Below are 16,697 nucleotides of genomic sequence, written 5' to 3'. Positions count from 1 at the left end.
ACCCCGGACTGGTGGCCTTCCGGGGGCTCCCAATGCTGTTTAGGGCGTTCAGAGGAGCCGGATCAGCCCGGCCGGCGTCAGCGCTGCAGCCACCCTGCGGTCAAAGGACTCCGCGGGGATGCTTGAGGCCGGCAGCACCTCGGCGACGTAGACGACCGCGGCAGTAGGCAGCGGCGGGCGTGCGCTTCCGCCGGGCACCGTGGTGCCCGCCGGAAGACTGACGGCCAAAGCCGCAAGGAACTTATCGTAATAGCCGCCACCCTGGCCGATTCGGTTGCCGGTGCGGTCCACCGCGGTGGCGGGCAGGAAGATGCCGGCGACGTGCCGCATCACCGTTGTGGTGTGGCGGTCCCCCGCGGGCTCCTGGATCGGGGCATAGCGGCTGCGGACAAACTCAGACGACGGCGTCCAGTACACCCAACTCAGGTCCAGCCCCGGCTCGCAGACGGGGAGGAGCACCCTGTGCCCGCCGTCGTGCAAGGCGGTCAGCAGTGCAAGGGTGGGCGGCTCTGAACCCACCCCCAGGTAGGCGGCGAACGTCGAGGGCTTGCCGGCGGCGACAGCGGTGGCCCACTCCAGTCCGTGGCGGGCAATCCCGGCGCCGGCGTTCTCCAGCTCGGCCGCTGACAGGGCCGCACGCCGGCTGCGGTGCCCGGAGCGTATCTCTTCCTTGGATGCCATGGCTGGTCCTTCCACCTGGTGCAGCCCGACGGCGGACGCCCCGAACACTGGCATGATTACCGATTGTTTTGGTACCTCCGTTAGATTAGTCCAGTGACTACACCTACCGCTTCCGTCCGCAAGGCCGTCATCCCCGCCGCGGGCCTTGGTACCAGGTTCCTTCCCGCCACCAAGGCGATGCCGAAGGAAATGCTGCCCGTCGTCGACAAGCCGGCTATCCAGTACGTCGTCGAGGAAGCCGTCAACGTTGGCCTTCACGACATCCTGATGATCACGGGCCGCAACAAGCGTGCGCTCGAAGACCACTTTGACCGCGTCCCCACCCTCGAGGCCACCCTCCGGGCCAAGGGCGACACCGCTAAGCTCGAGTCGATCCAGGCGGCCAGCAACCTCGGCGACATCCACTACGTGCGCCAGGGCGATCCCCTGGGCCTGGGCCACGCGGTCCTCCGGGCCAAGCAGCACGTCGGGTACGAGCCGTTCGCGGTCCTGCTGGGCGATGACCTGATCGATGCCCGCGACGAACTGCTCAGTACCATGATCGAGGTGCAGGCCAAGACCGGCGGATCAGTGGTCGCACTGATCGAGGTGGACCCTTCCCAGATCAGCGCTTACGGCTGCGCGGACGTCGCTGCGATCGCGGGTGAAGAGTACGTCCGGATCAACCAGCTGGTGGAGAAGCCCGACGTCGACGACGCGCCGTCCAACCTTGCCGTGATCGGCCGTTACGTCCTCCACCCGGCGGTCTTCGAGGTGCTTGAACGCACCGAACCCGGCCGCGGCGGGGAAATCCAGCTCACTGACGCCCTGCAGGAACTCTCGTCCGGCACGGGCGAAGGCTACGGCGTCTACGGCGTGGTCTTCCGGGGCCGTCGCTACGACACAGGCGACAAGCTCAGCTACCTCAAGGCCTGTGTCCAGCTTGCGTGCGACAGCGAGGACCTGGGCCCTGGCCTGCGTGACTGGCTGCCCGGCTTCGCCTCAAGCCTCGCCCCCAGCCTGACCAAGTAACTACCGTGGCGGGCTTTAAATGGCCGGTCACGCTGGAAAGCGGCGACCTCGTGCTGCGCCCGATCCGCTACCGCGACCGCAAGGAATGGACGGAAGTCCGCTCCCGCAACAGCGACTGGCTGGCGCCGTGGGAAGCCTCCAACCCCGCTCCCGGCGGCGGCCTGCCGGACTACCGGCAGATGGTGAGGTCCCTCAAGGCGCAGGCTGCACAGGCCATCGCACTGCCCTTTGTGATAGCAGCCTGGACGCCTGGATTCCAGGAACCTGTGATCGTGGGCCAACTGACGGTTTCCTCGATTGTGTGGGGCTCCGCGATGACGGCAACGCTGGGCTACTGGGTGGACAAGGACAGGGCGGGCCACGGGATTGCCCCGACTGCGGTGGCAATGGCGACGGACTACTGCTTCAACACGCTGGGCCTGCACCGGATGGAGATCAACATCAGGCCCGAAAACGGACCCAGCCTGCGGGTAGTTGAGAAGCTCGGCTTCCGCGACGAGGGCTACCGGCCGCGCTTCCTGCACATCAACGGCGAATGGGCGGACCACCGCAGCTTCGCGCTGACCTCCGAAGAGGTGCCCGGAGGACTGCTTGCCCGATGGCTCCAGAGCCGCCCCGCGTGAGCCTGTGACGGGTTCGCGGGCCGCTCAAGGCACGTAAATCCAGTGAATTGCCAGTTGCCGCGCGACACACCGGGGACAATGCGGCGCCGGTACCGCTGTTGCTCATACGGTTTTGAGTGTGGACTTCCCTCTGAGCAGCTCTGTGATCCTTGTCATTGCTGTTGCGCTCTGGATTGTGTGGGTCGCCCCCTACATGCTCCGGAACGGACGCCACCAGTTACAGCCTGCGGGAGAGCTCCTGGCAGACGTCACCGAACAAGAAACAGCAGCCCCCCAAGCCGGGAGTGTCATGAAGATGGCGGCCCAGCAGGAGAAACCCATGACCAGTACGCAGCGCACGGAATCGTCCCCCAGTACCACGGACCCCGACGGCGTCCGGAAGCCTGCCGTCCCCGGTCCCGCTTTAAAAATCCGCTATGGCCGACTCGCCCTCGCCCTGGCCGGCCTGGCGCTGCTGCTCACCGGAGTGATATCGGGCGCCCTCGGGATTTTCGGCATCGGCGACGCGTGGCTGCCCGTTGTGGCGCTGCTGGGTGCCGTCGGCGCCGTCGTGATGCTCCGACGGCTTGCAGTCCGGGACCGCCGCCGCAAGGTCAACGCGGCGTTCCACGCGGCAATGAGCGCACCGGCCGGCCCGGCCCGGCCCGCTCCGGAGCGCGCCGGCACCGGGGGGACAGCAGCATACGCGCCCACCACGCGGACCGAAACTACTCTCTTCGATGCCCAGGCCGAGCCTCCACTGCGCAAACCTGCAGCAAAGCCCCTGACCGCCCAGGAACTCCGCCAGGCGGCCCTGGCGGAAGCAGCGGCCTCAGGCGACATGTCCGTACGTGTCCCCGCGGCTCCCTTCGTGGCGGCCACCGAGGGTGCCCGCTGGGAGCCGGTAGCGGTGCCCAAGCCCACCTACGTTGAGGCGCCGAAGGCGGAACGCGCCGCACCCGGGCCGCTGGATCTGCCTGCCGCTCCGAAGGCAACCGGCAAACCCTCGCTCAAGCAAGGCGCTGCCCCCGAGACAGCATCGGCCCCGCCGCTGGGTTCGGACGCCGACGCGAAACCGCTGGGGAAGGCGCAGAGCGCGCTAAGCAACCTGGACGACGTGCTGCAGCGCCGCCGCGCCTAGGACACTTCCTCGGAGCCCCGGGCAGCCAGCCAAGGCGGCCCGGGGCTTTTTCGTGCGGTTTGGGGACTGCCGCCCACCGGGACAGGACGGTAGCCTCGGGGCATGACACGAATCTGCGTTGCCGGGGGAACCGGCCAAGCTGGCCGCGAGGTGGTCCGGCAGGCTCTCGCCGCCGGACACACGGTGGCCGTCGTCAGCCGGAACCCGCCCCCGGCCGGGACGCCAGGGCGCATCGGGAGTGCGGAGTACTTCCGGGCTGACGTGACCACGGGGGAGGGGCTGGCGGCGGCGCTCGCCGGCGCCGACGTCTTGATCGATTGTCTGGAGGGGCGTTCCGGCAAGGCCCTGAAGAACTTCGCCGACGGCGGTGCGAGGCTGCTTGCCGCCGCCCAGGACGCGGGGGTGGCCAAGGCGGTGCTGCTGTCCATCATCAACTGCGACAAGAGCAGCTTCGGTTACTACAAGTCCAAGGCGGCCAAGGAGCAGGTCTACGCGAGGTGCGGCCTTGAGACCATAGCGTTCCGGGCCACCCAGTTCCATTCCCTCCTGGCCGCGATATTCGCCGCCGGTTCGAAGGTCCGCATCGTCCCGGTCTTCACGAACGCCAGTTTCCAGCCGATTGCTCCCTCCGACGTCGCGGCGGGGCTGCTCGGGGTGGCTCTGGAGCCGCCTGCCGGGATAAGGCACCAAGCCCGTACCGTCGGCGGACCGGAGATCGCCGGGATGAAAGAGCTGGCGCTGGAATGGAAGCGCGCGAGCGGTTCCCGCGGGCGCCTGGTACGGCTCCCGCTGCCCGGTGCGATGGGCAAATACCTGTGTGAAGGGCTGAATCTCATCCCGGAGGAACGACACGGCACCGTGACATTCGCCGGCTGGCTGGCAATGCACGCAGATAGTTTGTAGCCTAGGGACACCGGCAACGCCGTTCCTGCGGGAGCGGCGTTGCTTCGGGGCTATAGCTCAGTTGGTAGAGCGCTTCGTTCGCATCGAAGAGGTCAGGAGTTCGAATCTCCTTAGCTCCACATCGAAGGCCCTCTGACCTGAGGAAACGTTGGGTTGGAGGGCTTTTCTCTTTCCTGTTTTTGGGTCGACCACACGGAAACCACACGCTTTGGAAAACTTCCGGTGTTCATCCGGACTTTCGTTCCGGGTGTGGCGTTGGCTCCTTGCCAAACTTTAGGAGGGCCGCCGTGAGGTCCGGTGATTCGGTTGCCTTGGCGATGTGGTGTTTCTCCGTGATCGCGGTTCCGGCATGACCCAACTGGGCGGCAGCTTGCTTGGAACTTTATTCCTGGTCGATGAGAGCGGCAACGGATTTCCGGTAGACATGAGGGGTAGCCCACTCATGGGGCGATCCCGCGCGGGCGTCCCGCCATTGCCTGCGGAAGTTGTGTGGGCTGCGCACAGTTCCTGTGGAAGACGGGAACAACATGTCTATGACAACAGTTCCCGCGATAGTGATGGTTGGCGGTTCCCCTTGGAGATCGACGCGCCGACCGGCTAAAACGCTTCGTCGCCGCCGGAGACACTGCACGCCACCCTTGGATATGTCACCGCCGGTCCGTCAACCCTCGTACGAAGGGTGCTTTTCCCAAGGCTGTCCGTTCGAGTTGGTCGACCACCTGCACGTCAATTTGGGTGTCTACTACTCCTGCTTCCTTGAGCGCGCCTGATACTGCGTCGCGGACTCCTTCGGTGGATGTTCCGGGGGCGAGGCCGGAGAGGAGTACGCGGAGCCGGGAGGGCTCCTGGATGACCTGCCACCCGTTGGTTCCGGCTTCATCGAGGACGTGGTGGAACACGATCGGATGAACGGTCACCCGGCCTTCCTTGCCTGGCAGATGCAGGACGTCTTCGATCCGGCCCTCGATGTCCTGGAGCAGGGTGAAGGAGCGTCCGCAGGGGCAGCCCCGTCCGCCGAGCTTTATGGTGTCGGACATTTCGTAGCGGATCAGCGGAAGGGTCCGGGAAAACAGGACTGTGACGAGGAGCTTTGCTCCGGTTGTTCCGGCCGGTACGGGGTTTCCGGCCTGGTCTACGGGTTCGATGATGAGCAGGTCTTCGTAGACGTGGCGGTTTCGGTAGGTGCAGGGGGATGCGATTCCTGCCGTTTCGGTGGCGGCGTAGACATCGAAAGGTTTGCTTCCCCAAGCGGCCTCCAGTTCCGAGGCGGTGTGCGTGCTGAGGACCTCGGATGCTGACATCACGCCTTGCGGTGAGACGTGCAGCCGGCCGGCGCGCTGCTCCGCGGCGAGGGGTTTGAGTGCTGAGGCGTAGCCGACCAGGATCCTGGGTTGGAAGCGGTTCAGCGCAGCGACCGTCTCGTCCATGGGGGCCGTGACGTCCAGGCGGAGGGCGGGAACGAGTATGGAGCGCAGGGACGCTCCAACGACGGCGGACTGGTGTGTGGGCACGCGGGAACTCACCAGTGCCATTTTCAAGGGCCGGGTTAGCCCGGCGGAGATCCCGGCCCAGTCGTTCGCCCGGGCGTACGAGGCCAGTACGGTCGCCCATTCGGTGCGGTCCCAGACGAAGGTTCCGCGCCGGCCGGTGGTCCCGGCCGTTGCCGCAGCCCTCCACCGGCCCTTCCAAGCCAGCCCCGGGTCTCCCCCGATCTGGGTCAGGGTCCGCAGGTGGTTTTCCAGTTCCGCCAGTCTCAGGTCCGGTGTGGTGACGGCTTCGTCGAAGTGCTCCATCAGGTCCGCTTTCGTGACGGGCGGCAGCTGGTCCAGGGGAGCGTCGTGGAGGCCGTCGTGGTGGCGCCGGTAGAACTCGGAGCCAGCGTAGGTTGCGCGGCGAAGCTCCTGCAGGGCGTGGTCCTGGTGCGCAGTGATCCTGGCGGCGTCCCAGTGGTCCCGTCTCCGCCACGCGGCCCGCAGGAACAGCACCCGGGAGATGAGGCGGAGGTCCATGGCGCTGTGCGCTTAGCGGGTCCCGGCCGGGGCCAGCGGCCGGTCAGCACGGGCGGTGGTGGCCTCGGGTTTTTCGGGCCGGGGCAGCCTGAGCCTCTTCAGGAGCAGGGCGTTGACGGCGACCAGGAAGCTGGACCCGGACATCGACAGGGCCGCGATCTCCGGGCTGAGGACAAGGCCTGCGAAGGCGAAGACCCCTGCCGCAATCGGCAGGGCTATCGCGTTGTACCCTACAGCCCAGCCCAGGTTCTGGCGCATCTTGCGCAGGGTGCCTTTGCCGATCCGCAAGGCGATCGGCACATCCAGGGGGTCCGAGCGCATCAGGACGAGGTCGGCTGTTTCGATGGCCACGTCGGTGCCGGCGCCGATCGCGATGCCAAGGTCGGCCTGGGCCAGGGCCGGGGCGTCGTTGACGCCGTCGCCCACCATGGCGACTTTCTTCCCCGACTGTTGAATGTCGGCGATCTTCGCTGATTTGTCGCCGGGAAGCACTTCGGCGATGACGGTGTCGATGCCCAGTTGCCCGGCGATCCTCCGGGCGGTCGCTTCGTTGTCTCCGGTGAGCATGACGACTTCGATCCCGGCCTCGTGCAGGGCCGCGACGGCGGCGGCCGCGGTTAGCCTGGCGGCGTCCGCCAAAGCGATCACCGCCGCGGCTTTGCCGTCGACGGCGACGAGCACGGCGGTCCGTCCGGTGGCGGCAAGTTCGTCGCGCACCGCAGCCAGAGGGCCCAGGTCTATGCCTTCGTTGGCCATGAGTTTGCGGTTGCCGACCAGCACCCGGCGCCCGTCCACGGTTGCGCCGGCACCGTGGCCGGGAACGTTGAGGAAGTCCGAGGCCGCCAGGACGGGTGCACCCTGTTCCTGGGCGTGCCGGACGACGGCGGCAGCGAGCGGGTGTTCGGATTCGTGCTCCACCGCCGCGGCCAGTGCCAGAAGTTCGTGGTGGTCGATTCCCTCCACGACGACGTCGGTGACTTCCGGTTCGCCCTTGGTCAGGGTGCCGGTTTTGTCCATGACGACGGTGTTGATCCGGGCGGAGACTTCCAGGGCCGTCGCGTTCTTGAACAGGACGCCGCGTTTGGCGCCGAGGCCGGTGCCGACCATGATGGCCGTGGGGGTCGCCAGGCCCAGCGCGTCGGGGCAGGTGATCACGACAACGGTGATAGCGAACAGCAGGGCCGTCTGGACTCCGGCGCCGAGGGCGAGCCAGGCGGCGAACGTCAGGGTTCCGCCGATGAGGGCGACCAGGACGAGCCAGAACGCGGCCCTGTCGGCCAGGCGCTGGCCTGGTGCCTTGGAGTTCTGGGCTTCCTGGACGAGGGCCACGATCTGGGCCAGGGCGGTGTCGGCTCCGACTTTGGTGGCCCGGACCCGCATGGTGCCGGTGGTGTTGATGGACGCGCCGATGACTCCCGAGCCGGTGGTCTTGGTCACCGGAAGGCTCTCGCCCGTGACCATGGACTCATCGACCTCTGACTGGCCGTCCTCGACCTCCCCGTCAACGGGGATTTTCGATCCCGGCCGGATCAGCAGCAGGTCGCCGGTCTGGACTTCTGAGGTGGGGATCTCGACCGTGTCGCCGTCGCGGATGACGACCGCGACGGGCGGGGCGAGCTCGAGCAGTGTGCGGATGGCCTCGTTCGCCCCGCCCCGGGCGCGCATCTCGAACCAGTGGCCCAGCAGCACGAAGGAGGTCAGGACGGTGGCGGCTTCGTAGAACACTTCACCGCCGCCCGTGAAGGTGATCCAGACGCTGTAAAGCCATCCGGTGCCCACGGCGATCGCGACCAGGACCATCATGTCCAGCGTGCGGGCCTTCAGCGCCCGGTATGCGCCGTCGAAGAAGATCCAGGCCGAGTAGAAGATGACCGGGAGGGACAGGATCAGGGCCATGACGTCATCTCGAAGCCCGAACGGGGTCGGCGCGGTGAAGCCGAGCATGTTCCGGCCCATCGGAGACCAGAGCGTCACGCCTACTGACAGGATGGCTGCGACCAGGAACCGGTTGCGCATGTCCTTGACCATGTCATCCATCGACATTCCGGCGTGGTGTCCGCCGTGGCCCATCGTGTCCTGCGGGGTCCGGGGCATCGCATCGTGCGGGCCCAAGCCGTGGCCGGCACGGCTGTCCGTTGCAGCGGGGGCATGCCCGGGGTGGGGTTCCGTCGTCTCCGGCGCAAAACCGTGGTCCATGGCGCGCTGATCAGGCTCCGTCGGGTAGCAGACGTGGTCGGGGACCGCTTCGCCCCGGCAGTGGTATCCGCAGTCCCGTATCCACCCGGAGATCTGCTCCAGGGATGTCACGGACGAGTCAAAGCTCACGGTCGCAGTCTGGGCCACAGGGTTCGCGTCGACGGCAGCGACTCCGGGCCGCTGCAGCAGAACGTGTTCAACGACCGCTTTGGAGGTGGCCCATTGCAGGCCGCGGACCTCCACGACAGTGCGTTTCAGATGCGTAGTCACTTCTCCTCCTTCAGCGCTGCTGGTTGGTAAGCAGTCCGGGCGTGCTGGGATTCGGCAGGCATGGTGCGTCCTTTGGCGATGAGTGGTCCGGGCGGGGCAGCGGGTTGTCCACCTGTTGCCGGACCTTCAATGCGTAGAGGCCTTCGCCCGCGACGACGTTTTCCGGTTAAGCCGAACATATACCCCCTAGGGGTATACGTCAAGGCTCCGCCCGGACATGGCGGCGGATTACGTCCGGCGTCCCCGGCACGATGAACGCAGAAAAGCCGCCCAGCGCCCGCCAATCCAGCCTGGTCCTGGGCGGGACGAAGCTGGAGGCGAAGATGATGAACACGGCCGAATTCAGGATCACCAGCCACTACAGGTCATAAACGTAATCAGTGGACAGGGCGCCACCTCCCTCAGGCCCGGGGCGGGCAGGTCCTCCCGGGGCTTCCTGCTCGCCGTGCCCCTGATGGGTGGAGCTGCCGCCGTGGCCGCCGTGGCCGAACATGCAAAAGCCCATCACCAGCACCGCACCCAGATAGGGCAGCGCTTCCGGGATGTGAAGCCAAGGGTTGGAGATCAGTTACACGCCGGGGGATGCCGCATTCGCATCGAAACCTCTCGCGCAATATACCCCTAGGGGGTATTATTTCTGTGTTGCCAGTGACGTGGTATGTCCAGGCCCAGGCCAACACAGCCGTTCAACCGCAACATCCCCATTCCTATCCCTTGATCGAAGGAAAACTGACATGTGCGGAACATCCGAATCACGGACCCAACTGCCACTGGCCTCCACGGCCCAGCAGGGCTGCAGCTGCTGCTCCCCGGCCGCGGAAACCCGTGCGGCGGCTACCGCCGAGACGGGGCCGGCTGCCCAGGGATCCGACGTAAAGTACGCCTTGGAAGGGCTGACCTGCGGACATTGTGTCCGGACCGTTGAAGAAGCCGTTTCCGGGGTATCCGGAGTTGAGTCGGCAACAGTGGACCTCGTGCCGGGCGGAACATCCCGGTTGCATGTCACCGGTACCGCGGACCGGGAAGCGCTGGCGGAGGCCGTCAGTTCCACCGGCTACGTCCTGGGCGCAAACTAGCTGGCCGCCCATGGGCTGAAACCGAAACCGGGGCCCGCTCGTTGTACCGGAAGCCGTCCTGCCACGGGGCCGGTAATCTTGGACCAAAGCCCGCAAGGAAAGAAGGAGGACCGTCATGACCGCATCGGTGCATACCACCGCGATCACGTTCCTTCGCCGCGCGGGTCTTTTCGGAGCCGTCCTGGCGCTGATTGCCGGAATTTTCGGCATGCATGTCATGACGACCACCCACGCGCTGCACTCACCCTCCATGGCGGCAGGGGCCGGCCACGGCCATTACGCCACATCCGTTGCCGGGCATCCCGGAGGACACCTTCCCGAATCTTCGGCCGCGGACGTGCCAGGTTTCCAGGCCGGTTCAGGTCTGGATGCCCTGCAGTGCCAGGACTCGGGCAACTGCGCCAGCATGCAGCCCATGACTGCGTCCTGCACCCCGTCAGCGAAGTCCGGTTCCCTGGCCGCACCGCTGCCAGGGACCTGGGTCATCGCCAGGAGCACCGACACAGCGCCGCCCACCGATACCAGCGCGGGCTGGTCCTATCTACCCGGCAGTCCTTCGCCGGGTGACCTCTGCATCAGCCGAACGTAAAACACCTGCCTGCGCTGTGACCTGACCAGCGCTGCCCCTGCCCGGTGCCGGCTCGTTCGGGCCCTCCGGCGCATCAGCGATTCACGCTCACCCACCACGGCGCCCACGCGCCCCTGACGTCTTGAAGGACCCGAAAACCATGATGAACAAGAAATTCCTTGCCCTTTCCACCACCGCCGTCGCCGCAGCACTCCTCCTCGCCGGCTGCTCCACCGGTACCACCGGTTCCACCGCCGCCTCCAGCTCCGCCTCGACCGGAACTTCGATGCCGGGCATGGACCACGGCAGCTCGGGGATGATGTCCAGCAGCGCACCGGCAGCCGCTGCCGAACACAACGCGGCCGACACCATGTTCGCCCAGGGAATGATCCCGCACCACGAACAGGCCGTGCAAATGAGCGAGATGATGCTGCAGAAGAAGGACATTCCCGCGGCGGTCACGGACCTGGCCACGAGGATCAAGGCGGCCCAGGCGCCGGAGATCGAAACGATGACGGGCTGGCTGAAGAGCTGGAACGAATCCGCAACCATGGGCGCCGGCCACAGCATGGACGGCATGATGGGCGACGATGACCTGAAGCAGCTCGAAGCCGCCCAAGGCACCGAAGCGGCCAAGCTCTTCCTGACCCAAATGATCGCCCACCACGAAGGTGCCGTCATGATGGCCAAAGCCGAAACGTCCCAGGGCAAAAATGCCGACGCGATCAAGCTCAGCAAAGACATCGTGACCGCGCAGGAAGCCGAGATCAAGGAAATGAAGGACCTGCTGGCCACCCCGTAACCAGCACAGGGCAAGGCACCGGCCCCTCCCGGGGCCGGTGACTTGCCCGACGTTCCCCTGGCCCCCATCCTTTTTGGAGTTCCCCATGCCCCTGCACGCTTTGACCCGCCACCGGCCCGCGACTGCCCTCGCCGCAACAGCCGCCCTGATCCTCGCTTTGTCCGCCTGCAGCCCGGGCCCCACACCCGGAACTGCCGGTACCGCCCAGTCCGCTGCCGCCTCGGATATGCCCAGCTCCCACGTCCACGGCATCAGCGTGAACCGCGAAACCGACCAGGTGCTGCTCGCCACCCACGACGGCCTCTTCGATGTCACCAAATCCCCGGCCACCAAAATCGGGGCTACCAACGACCTGATGGGTTTCACCGCAGCAGCCGAGCAGGACGTGTTTTACGCTTCCGGGCACCCCGGCCCCGGCTCAGACCTGCCCAACCCCCTGGGTCTGATTAAATCCGTGGACGGCGGCAAGACCTGGGAGCAGCTCTCCCGCCAGGGCGAATCAGACTTCCACGCCCTCGCTACAGCCAGGTCCGGGATCGTCGCCTACGACGGGACGCTTCGGATTAGCTCTGACGGCAAAACCTGGACCGAAGTCGCAGCCGGCTTCGTTCCCGCCGTCCTGGCCGGCACACCGGAGACGGACACTGTTCTCGCCACCACGCCCGATGGGCTCCAACGCTCCACCAACGGCGGTAAAACCTGGGAACGACTCACCACGGCCCCGATCGTCCAGTTCGCGGCGTTTGCAAGCGGGACTGAAGTCGTCGGTGTTGAACCCGACGGCACGGTCCATCATTCGGCCGACGCCGGCAATACCTGGACCCGCGCGGGCCGGATCGAGGGCCGGGTCCAGGCAATCACCGCAGTGAAAGGAGCAGAAGGCAAGCCCTGGATCTGGGCCGCCAGCACTGAAGGGGTCGTGGTGTCCACCGATGGAGGGACGACGTTCCGTCCTGCCGACGCAGCCTGACCATCGTTGGTGGGACGCGTTCCCCAGAGCGCCAGATGTCGGTGAGGCCCAGGCCTTGATCGTCGAGGCAGGGTCGGGGCGCGTCCGGGGGCCGTTAGGAGGCCGCCGTTTGTTGTGCGGTCGTGGCGTTGTCGAGTTCCTGCGCGGGGAGGGGGCGTGAGATGAGGTAGCCCTGGGCGGTATCGCAGCCCAGTTCGCGCAGGACGGCAAGCTGTGCGACTCTTTCCACGCCCTCGGCGGTCGTCATGAGGCCCATGGCTTTAGCCGGGGTGAGGACGCCGGCGACGAGGATCGCGGAGGTGGGATCGGTGTCTATGGTGTCGATGAAGGATTTGTCGAGCTTCAACCCGGTCAGAGGCAGGTCGCGCAGCATGGCAAGGGAGGAATACGCCGTTCCGTAGTCATCGAGGGCGACGCCGATGCCGGCGTCGATCAGGGCACGTAGTTGTACCGCGGCGGACGGGAGGTCCGTGACGGCGGCGGTCTCGGTGATCTCGATGTTCAGCAGGGATGTCGGCACGCCGTGCCGCGCCAGGGCGGTGTGGAGATCGTGGCCGAGGCTGCCGGCGGCCAGCTGGAACGGCGAAACGTTCACCGAAATTGCCCGCGGGCTGCCGGCGTCCGCCCAGCGGCGGGCCTGGGCGCAGGCGGCGTCGATGACCCACCGGCCGATCGCATGGATGTCGCCCGTGTGTTCGGCAACGTGGATGAATTCATCGGGGGATACCTTGCCCAGTACGGCGTCCTCCCACCGCAGCAGCGCTTCCACGGCGCGGCAGGAGCCGGTGGCAATGTCCATGAGCGGCTGGTAGTGGAGGCTGAACCCGGCGTTGGCGAGGGCGTGCGGCAGCCGCCGGCGGATGAGGGCCTGGCGCGCGAAGCGGGTGGCCGGCAGGAAGGGGTCGATCCGGCCCAGCCGGCGTTTTCCCTCGTGTTTGGCCTGCAGCATGGCGGCGTCGGCGTGGCGGAGCAGTGACTCCAGCCGTGCGGCGGGGTCCTCACCGTCGATGTCGTTGGACATGGCCAGGCCCAGGGTCGCCGTGAGCCTGAGGTCGTGCCCGTCATGGCTGAAGGGCTCTGCCAGCGATTCCAGGATCCGTTGTGCGATGGAGCGGGCCGTGGCCTCGTCGACGTCGACCAGCAGGACGGCGAACTCGTCGCCTCCCAGCCGGGTCACCAGGTCGGCGGGCCTCGTGCATGCCCGGAGCCTGGCCGAAAACACGGCCAGCACGGCGTCCCCGGTCCGGTGTCCGAAGGTGTCATTGGCAACTTTGAAGTCATCGAGATCGATGTACAGGACCGCCGTCGGGGATGAGCCGGTGGTGCCCACCAGCGGGGGGCCGAGCTCTTCGAGCAGGCGGCGGTTCGCCAGTCCGGTCAGCGGGTCGTGGAGCGCTTCCTGCCGGAACAGGTCCGAGAGGCCCTCGAAGACTTCCGACACCGGCACGACGCGCGGCCCGGCCGGTGCGAGAACGAGCAGATCCGCATACCGGTGCTCTTCCGGCCTGCCCAGGAGCGCGGCGGCGGCAGCCCGGAGATCCAGCGACGGCGCGAGGCCGCAACCGGCGGACGTCAGCAAATCCGCCGCCTTGACCCGTGCATTGAGCGCCCGGCCGTAACCCAGCCGTCCCGTCATCCGGTGATCCAACTGGTCCCGCGTCAACAGGTACAGCGTTCCGGCGACGTCAAGAACGATGGCCCGAAGGGTGCGGTCGGACCGGAACAGTCCCTCGATTTCAATGGAGGGCGTGTCGCCTGCCAGAACGAGAGCGGCATATCCCAGATCGCCGAGCGTGCGGGGAGCGGGGCGAGGCCTACGGCCGGGATCGCTGGGGTCAGGGGTCACTGACTCTGAGTACCAGAGATAAGCGAACAAAACATGAACACCGCGCCCCATCGTGGCGCGACGCAGGCTCCTCGGCCAAGGGCCCGTTCCCGCAGATGCCTGCTGTGCCGGCTGCGCGGGTTCCCGCTCTAGCCGACGTGGATGCCGGGCCCGCAAGCCGGGGACTTCACCCGGAGCACCCGGTAGCCGCCTACTTCAACCCCCTCAACCCTGAGCGTGGTGCTGGAACTGCCGCGCTCCGGACGAGGGATGAGGTGACGATGAGTCCGGCGACGGCCCGCCACCGCCGGACCGCCGGACCGCCGAACCGCAGAACCGCCGAACCGCCGGACCGAAGGCCGGCGGTTCGGCGTGCTGGTCAGGAGCGGTGGGCGCCGTTTCCTGCGGTCTGCTCCGCCGGCATGTACTTCTGCGCGGCGTCCTTGATCTGCTCGGTGGCCGGGGGTGCGTTCTGGGCCTGGGCCTTGATCCGCGGGGCTTCTTCCTCGGCTTTGTTCAGGTACTGCTCCCAGCGGGCGGACATCGGCTTGATCAGGCCGCCGCCGACGCCGACGACGAGGATCCCGACGATGGCCGCCAGCACGGCGATCAGGATCGGGGTGGTCACAGTGGTGGCGATATCGACCTGGTTCAGGGCCGCGATGATCCCGATGCCAAGGATGAAGATGCTGGCGATGTTCGCCAGGGTCTTCCCGTAGGAGAGCCCGCCGAGGGATCCCTGGATGAGGGTCTTGACGGCGGCGGCGATCGCAGCGCTGATGATCACAATGATGATGGCCACGACGATGCGGGGCAGGAACGCGATGATCGCTGCCAGCAGGGTGCTGACCGGGTTGGGTCCGAATACACCGAACGCGAACTGGAGCACGAACAGCACCAGGGCGTAGTAGATGATCTTGGAGATGATGTCGCTGGCGTCCAGAGCGGAGTTCGCCAGGGCTTTTTTCACGCCGCCGCGCTCAACCGCCCGGTCGAAACCGACCTTGTGCAGCAGCTTGGACAGCGCCTTGGAAATGGCCTTGGCGATCAGCAGTCCAATGATCAGGATGACCAGGAACAGGACGAGTTTTGGAACGAATTCCACGATGGTTGCCAGTCCGGCCTTGAGTGTGTCTTCCATGCTTATTCCTCAGGTTTAAGGGGCGGGCGAGTGTGGCGCAGCCCGGACGCTTCTCGTCAGGACTGAGTAAACACAGCGCGTAGGCAGAAAGCAAGCATGCTTAGTAATAAACCCAAGCATGCTTAGTAATGTTCGACCGACGGCAATCCGTTTAGCCTGCGGCTACGAATCTGCACGGTGCCTACCGCTTTTCCGGGGCGTTAAGACGTAAGGGGCTCGGCCTGCCGCGGGGCAGGTCTCTATCCTGCGATGAGCTCCTGGACCGGACCTTCGTGCAAGGCCAGGTAAACATCGTCTCGGATCTGGTTGGCCTGGGGATCCGTCATGGTCCGGGCCAGCGGACGCAGCACCAGGCGGATCAGCGCGTTTGCCTGTCCCTCGATGATGCGGAGTCTCTCCTGCGCTGCTGCCGGAAGCTTCCGATACGGAGTGAGGGCCAGGAGTTCGACGCTTTCCAGGTCTTCGGCTTGCTCGCCCAATGCTGATCGCACCCGGTCGCCGAGCACTTCCGCATCCATGTCCGCGGGAACGACGATGGAAATGTCCCTGCGGATGGAGGGCATCTGGGAGACCGGCCTCCACCGGGTCAAGTCCAACATCTGCCGTTGGATTCTCGCGTCAGTCGACCTCAGCAACCTGATGTCGGGGATGCCCTTGCGGAGCATCAGGGCCCGGTCCAGACCCATCCCGAGAGCAAGCCCCGACCATGTTGCGGGATCAAGGCCAGCCTCGGAAAACAGATGCGGCGCCATGAGCCCGCATTCTGCGAGTTCAAGCCATTCCCGGTCCATGAGGACGTCAACCTGCAGACCTTCAATGGTGTAGGGGTGAACTGCCGGAACGGCGCGCCATTGCGCCCCCGGAATTACCGCGTGCACAAGGGAAGCGATCATTTCCTGCAAGTTGCCGGCGTCGAGTACTTTCCGCGAGCTGATCCGCCACAAGTCGACCTGGTGGGGAGTGCCGACGTGGGTGCGGTCGATTGCATCGCGCCGGTAGACCAGGCCGGGGATGGCCCAGAGCTCGTCCAGGGATGCGTCGGTGTCCAGTGCCCGCAGCAGCGACGGGATGGAGGCCGACGTGTGGCTGCGGAGCATGACCGTGGGGCTGACGTAGCGGGAGTATTTTTGATCCCGCGTCACGTCCGATTCGTTGAACCCCAAGCGGTCGTAGTTGTCGGCCACACTCACCAGGGGGCTGTGGCGAACCATTCGTTCCGGCACGCCCCAGTTGCTCAAGAGCGAGTCCATGACGCCCCGCAGGAGGGGCTGCATCGCATGGGGCCCATCGTCCGGATGTGAGAGATTACGGATGGTCAGAGCGGCATGGAGCTCGGAGGGACTGAGATAAGTGGGCATTGCTGGTCCTTCAGTTCGGATGTGAGTGGTGGGTTCATCCCCCCGACTGACATCCGGCGCCAGGACCTAGGTGTACTCGGCCAGGACGTTGGTTACACGGTGAAAGGGTGAAGACCTCTTAGGTTGGTGGTTACCACACACACC

Annotated in this window: 15 protein-coding genes and 1 tRNA gene; 9 read left to right on the top strand and 7 right to left on the bottom strand. The window is 66.2% G+C overall.

Annotation, left to right across the window (positions count from 1 at the left end; all coding sequences use genetic code 11):
• Positions 1 to 48 precede the first annotated feature (48 nt).
• Complete coding sequence (locus BJG92_RS03085; protein WP_232082557.1) at positions 49 to 681, bottom strand: 5-formyltetrahydrofolate cyclo-ligase; 633 nt, start codon at positions 679 to 681, stop codon at positions 49 to 51.
• 93 nt (positions 682 to 774) lie between these two features.
• On the opposite strand from BJG92_RS03085, the gene galU reads away from it, so the two are divergent.
• From galU to BJG92_RS03060, 5 genes are all read left to right on the top strand, one after another.
• Positions 775 to 1,692: a UTP--glucose-1-phosphate uridylyltransferase GalU gene (gene galU / locus BJG92_RS03080; RefSeq protein WP_232082556.1), complete on the top strand. Its 918-nt coding sequence runs from the start codon at positions 775 to 777 to the stop codon at positions 1,690 to 1,692.
• Positions 1,693 to 1,697: 5 nt separating this feature from the next.
• Positions 1,698 to 2,315: a GNAT family N-acetyltransferase gene (locus tag BJG92_RS03075; protein WP_232082555.1), complete on the top strand. Its 618-nt coding sequence runs from the start codon at positions 1,698 to 1,700 to the stop codon at positions 2,313 to 2,315.
• A gap of 118 nt (positions 2,316 to 2,433) precedes the next feature.
• Positions 2,434 to 3,435, top strand: a complete 1,002-nt coding sequence (locus BJG92_RS03070) for a hypothetical protein (protein WP_232082554.1) — start codon at positions 2,434 to 2,436, stop codon at positions 3,433 to 3,435.
• Positions 3,436 to 3,537: 102 nt separating this feature from the next.
• A complete protein-coding gene (locus BJG92_RS03065; RefSeq protein WP_232082553.1) occupies positions 3,538 to 4,338 on the top strand; it encodes an SDR family oxidoreductase in 801 nt (266 codons plus the stop codon).
• Between the two features lie 46 nt (positions 4,339 to 4,384).
• Positions 4,385 to 4,457: transfer RNA gene (locus BJG92_RS03060), tRNA-Ala, on the top strand.
• Between the two features lie 528 nt (positions 4,458 to 4,985).
• Here the strand turns inward: BJG92_RS03060 and BJG92_RS03055 are convergent.
• From BJG92_RS03055 to BJG92_RS18590, 3 genes are all read right to left on the bottom strand, one after another.
• Complete coding sequence (locus BJG92_RS03055) at positions 4,986 to 6,347, bottom strand: phenylacetate--CoA ligase family protein (protein ID WP_232082552.1); 1,362 nt, start codon at positions 6,345 to 6,347, stop codon at positions 4,986 to 4,988.
• Positions 6,348 to 6,359: 12 nt separating this feature from the next.
• The gene (locus BJG92_RS03050) at positions 6,360 to 8,813 is read right to left on the bottom strand and encodes a cation-translocating P-type ATPase (protein WP_232082551.1); all 2,454 of its coding nucleotides are present in this window, start codon (positions 8,811 to 8,813) and stop codon (positions 6,360 to 6,362) included.
• A gap of 358 nt (positions 8,814 to 9,171) precedes the next feature.
• Positions 9,172 to 9,378, bottom strand: coding sequence for a hypothetical protein (locus tag BJG92_RS18590; RefSeq protein WP_374199755.1), 207 nt, complete (start codon positions 9,376 to 9,378; stop codon positions 9,172 to 9,174).
• A 169-nt stretch (positions 9,379 to 9,547) separates the two neighbouring features.
• Between BJG92_RS18590 and BJG92_RS03045 the strand changes: the two genes are divergently transcribed.
• The 4 genes from BJG92_RS03045 (at position 9,548) to BJG92_RS03030 (ending at position 12,229) form a co-directional block, all read left to right on the top strand.
• Positions 9,548 to 9,889, top strand: a complete 342-nt coding sequence (locus BJG92_RS03045) for a heavy-metal-associated domain-containing protein (RefSeq protein WP_232082550.1) — start codon at positions 9,548 to 9,550, stop codon at positions 9,887 to 9,889.
• Positions 9,890 to 10,004: 115 nt separating this feature from the next.
• Positions 10,005 to 10,478, top strand: a complete 474-nt coding sequence (locus BJG92_RS03040; RefSeq protein WP_232082549.1) for a hypothetical protein — start codon at positions 10,005 to 10,007, stop codon at positions 10,476 to 10,478.
• 139 nt (positions 10,479 to 10,617) lie between these two features.
• Complete coding sequence (locus tag BJG92_RS03035) at positions 10,618 to 11,259, top strand: DUF305 domain-containing protein (protein ID WP_232082548.1); 642 nt, start codon at positions 10,618 to 10,620, stop codon at positions 11,257 to 11,259.
• 85 nt (positions 11,260 to 11,344) lie between these two features.
• Positions 11,345 to 12,229, top strand: coding sequence for a F510_1955 family glycosylhydrolase (locus BJG92_RS03030; RefSeq protein ID WP_232082547.1), 885 nt, complete (start codon positions 11,345 to 11,347; stop codon positions 12,227 to 12,229).
• Between the two features lie 94 nt (positions 12,230 to 12,323).
• On the opposite strand, the gene BJG92_RS03025 is transcribed toward BJG92_RS03030, so the two are convergent.
• From BJG92_RS03025 to BJG92_RS03015, 3 genes are all read right to left on the bottom strand, one after another.
• Entirely contained in the window at positions 12,324 to 14,075 is a 1,752-nt protein-coding gene (locus BJG92_RS03025) for an EAL domain-containing protein (protein ID WP_232082546.1), read from the bottom strand.
• Between the two features lie 358 nt (positions 14,076 to 14,433).
• On the bottom strand, positions 14,434 to 15,195 hold the full coding sequence (locus tag BJG92_RS03020) for a hypothetical protein (RefSeq protein ID WP_232082545.1): 762 nt from the start codon (positions 15,193 to 15,195) through the stop codon (positions 14,434 to 14,436).
• Positions 15,196 to 15,434: 239 nt separating this feature from the next.
• Positions 15,435 to 16,553, bottom strand: a complete 1,119-nt coding sequence (locus BJG92_RS03015) for a hypothetical protein (protein WP_232082544.1) — start codon at positions 16,551 to 16,553, stop codon at positions 15,435 to 15,437.
• Positions 16,554 to 16,697 lie beyond the last annotated feature (144 nt).

The sequence above is a fragment of the Arthrobacter sp. SO5 genome (genome assembly GCF_020532805.1).
Classification (GTDB): Bacteria; Actinomycetota; Actinomycetes; order Actinomycetales; family Micrococcaceae; genus Arthrobacter.
Note: the sequence above shows the minus strand (reverse complement) of the source record. Positions and strands in the feature narration are given on the sequence as shown.

Bases quoted from the DNA above. Each gene is read 5' to 3' on its own strand.
- BJG92_RS03035 (WP_232082548.1), top strand. From the start codon at position 10,618: ATGATGAACAAGAAATTCCTTGCCCTTTCCACCACCGCCGTCGCCGCA.
- BJG92_RS03020 (WP_232082545.1), bottom strand. From the start codon at position 15,195: ATGGAAGACACACTCAAGGCCGGACTGGCAACCATCGTGGAATTCGTT.
- BJG92_RS03045 (WP_232082550.1), top strand. From the start codon at position 9,548: ATGTGCGGAACATCCGAATCACGGACCCAACTGCCACTGGCCTCCACG.
- BJG92_RS03015 (WP_232082544.1), bottom strand. From the start codon at position 16,553: ATGCCCACTTATCTCAGTCCCTCCGAGCTCCATGCCGCTCTGACCATC.
- BJG92_RS03040 (WP_232082549.1), top strand. From the start codon at position 10,005: ATGACCGCATCGGTGCATACCACCGCGATCACGTTCCTTCGCCGCGCG.
- BJG92_RS03085 (WP_232082557.1), bottom strand. From the start codon at position 681: ATGGCATCCAAGGAAGAGATACGCTCCGGGCACCGCAGCCGGCGTGCG.
- BJG92_RS03055 (WP_232082552.1), bottom strand. From the start codon at position 6,347: ATGGACCTCCGCCTCATCTCCCGGGTGCTGTTCCTGCGGGCCGCGTGG.
- BJG92_RS03030 (WP_232082547.1), top strand. From the start codon at position 11,345: ATGCCCCTGCACGCTTTGACCCGCCACCGGCCCGCGACTGCCCTCGCC.
- BJG92_RS03065 (WP_232082553.1), top strand. From the start codon at position 3,538: ATGACACGAATCTGCGTTGCCGGGGGAACCGGCCAAGCTGGCCGCGAG.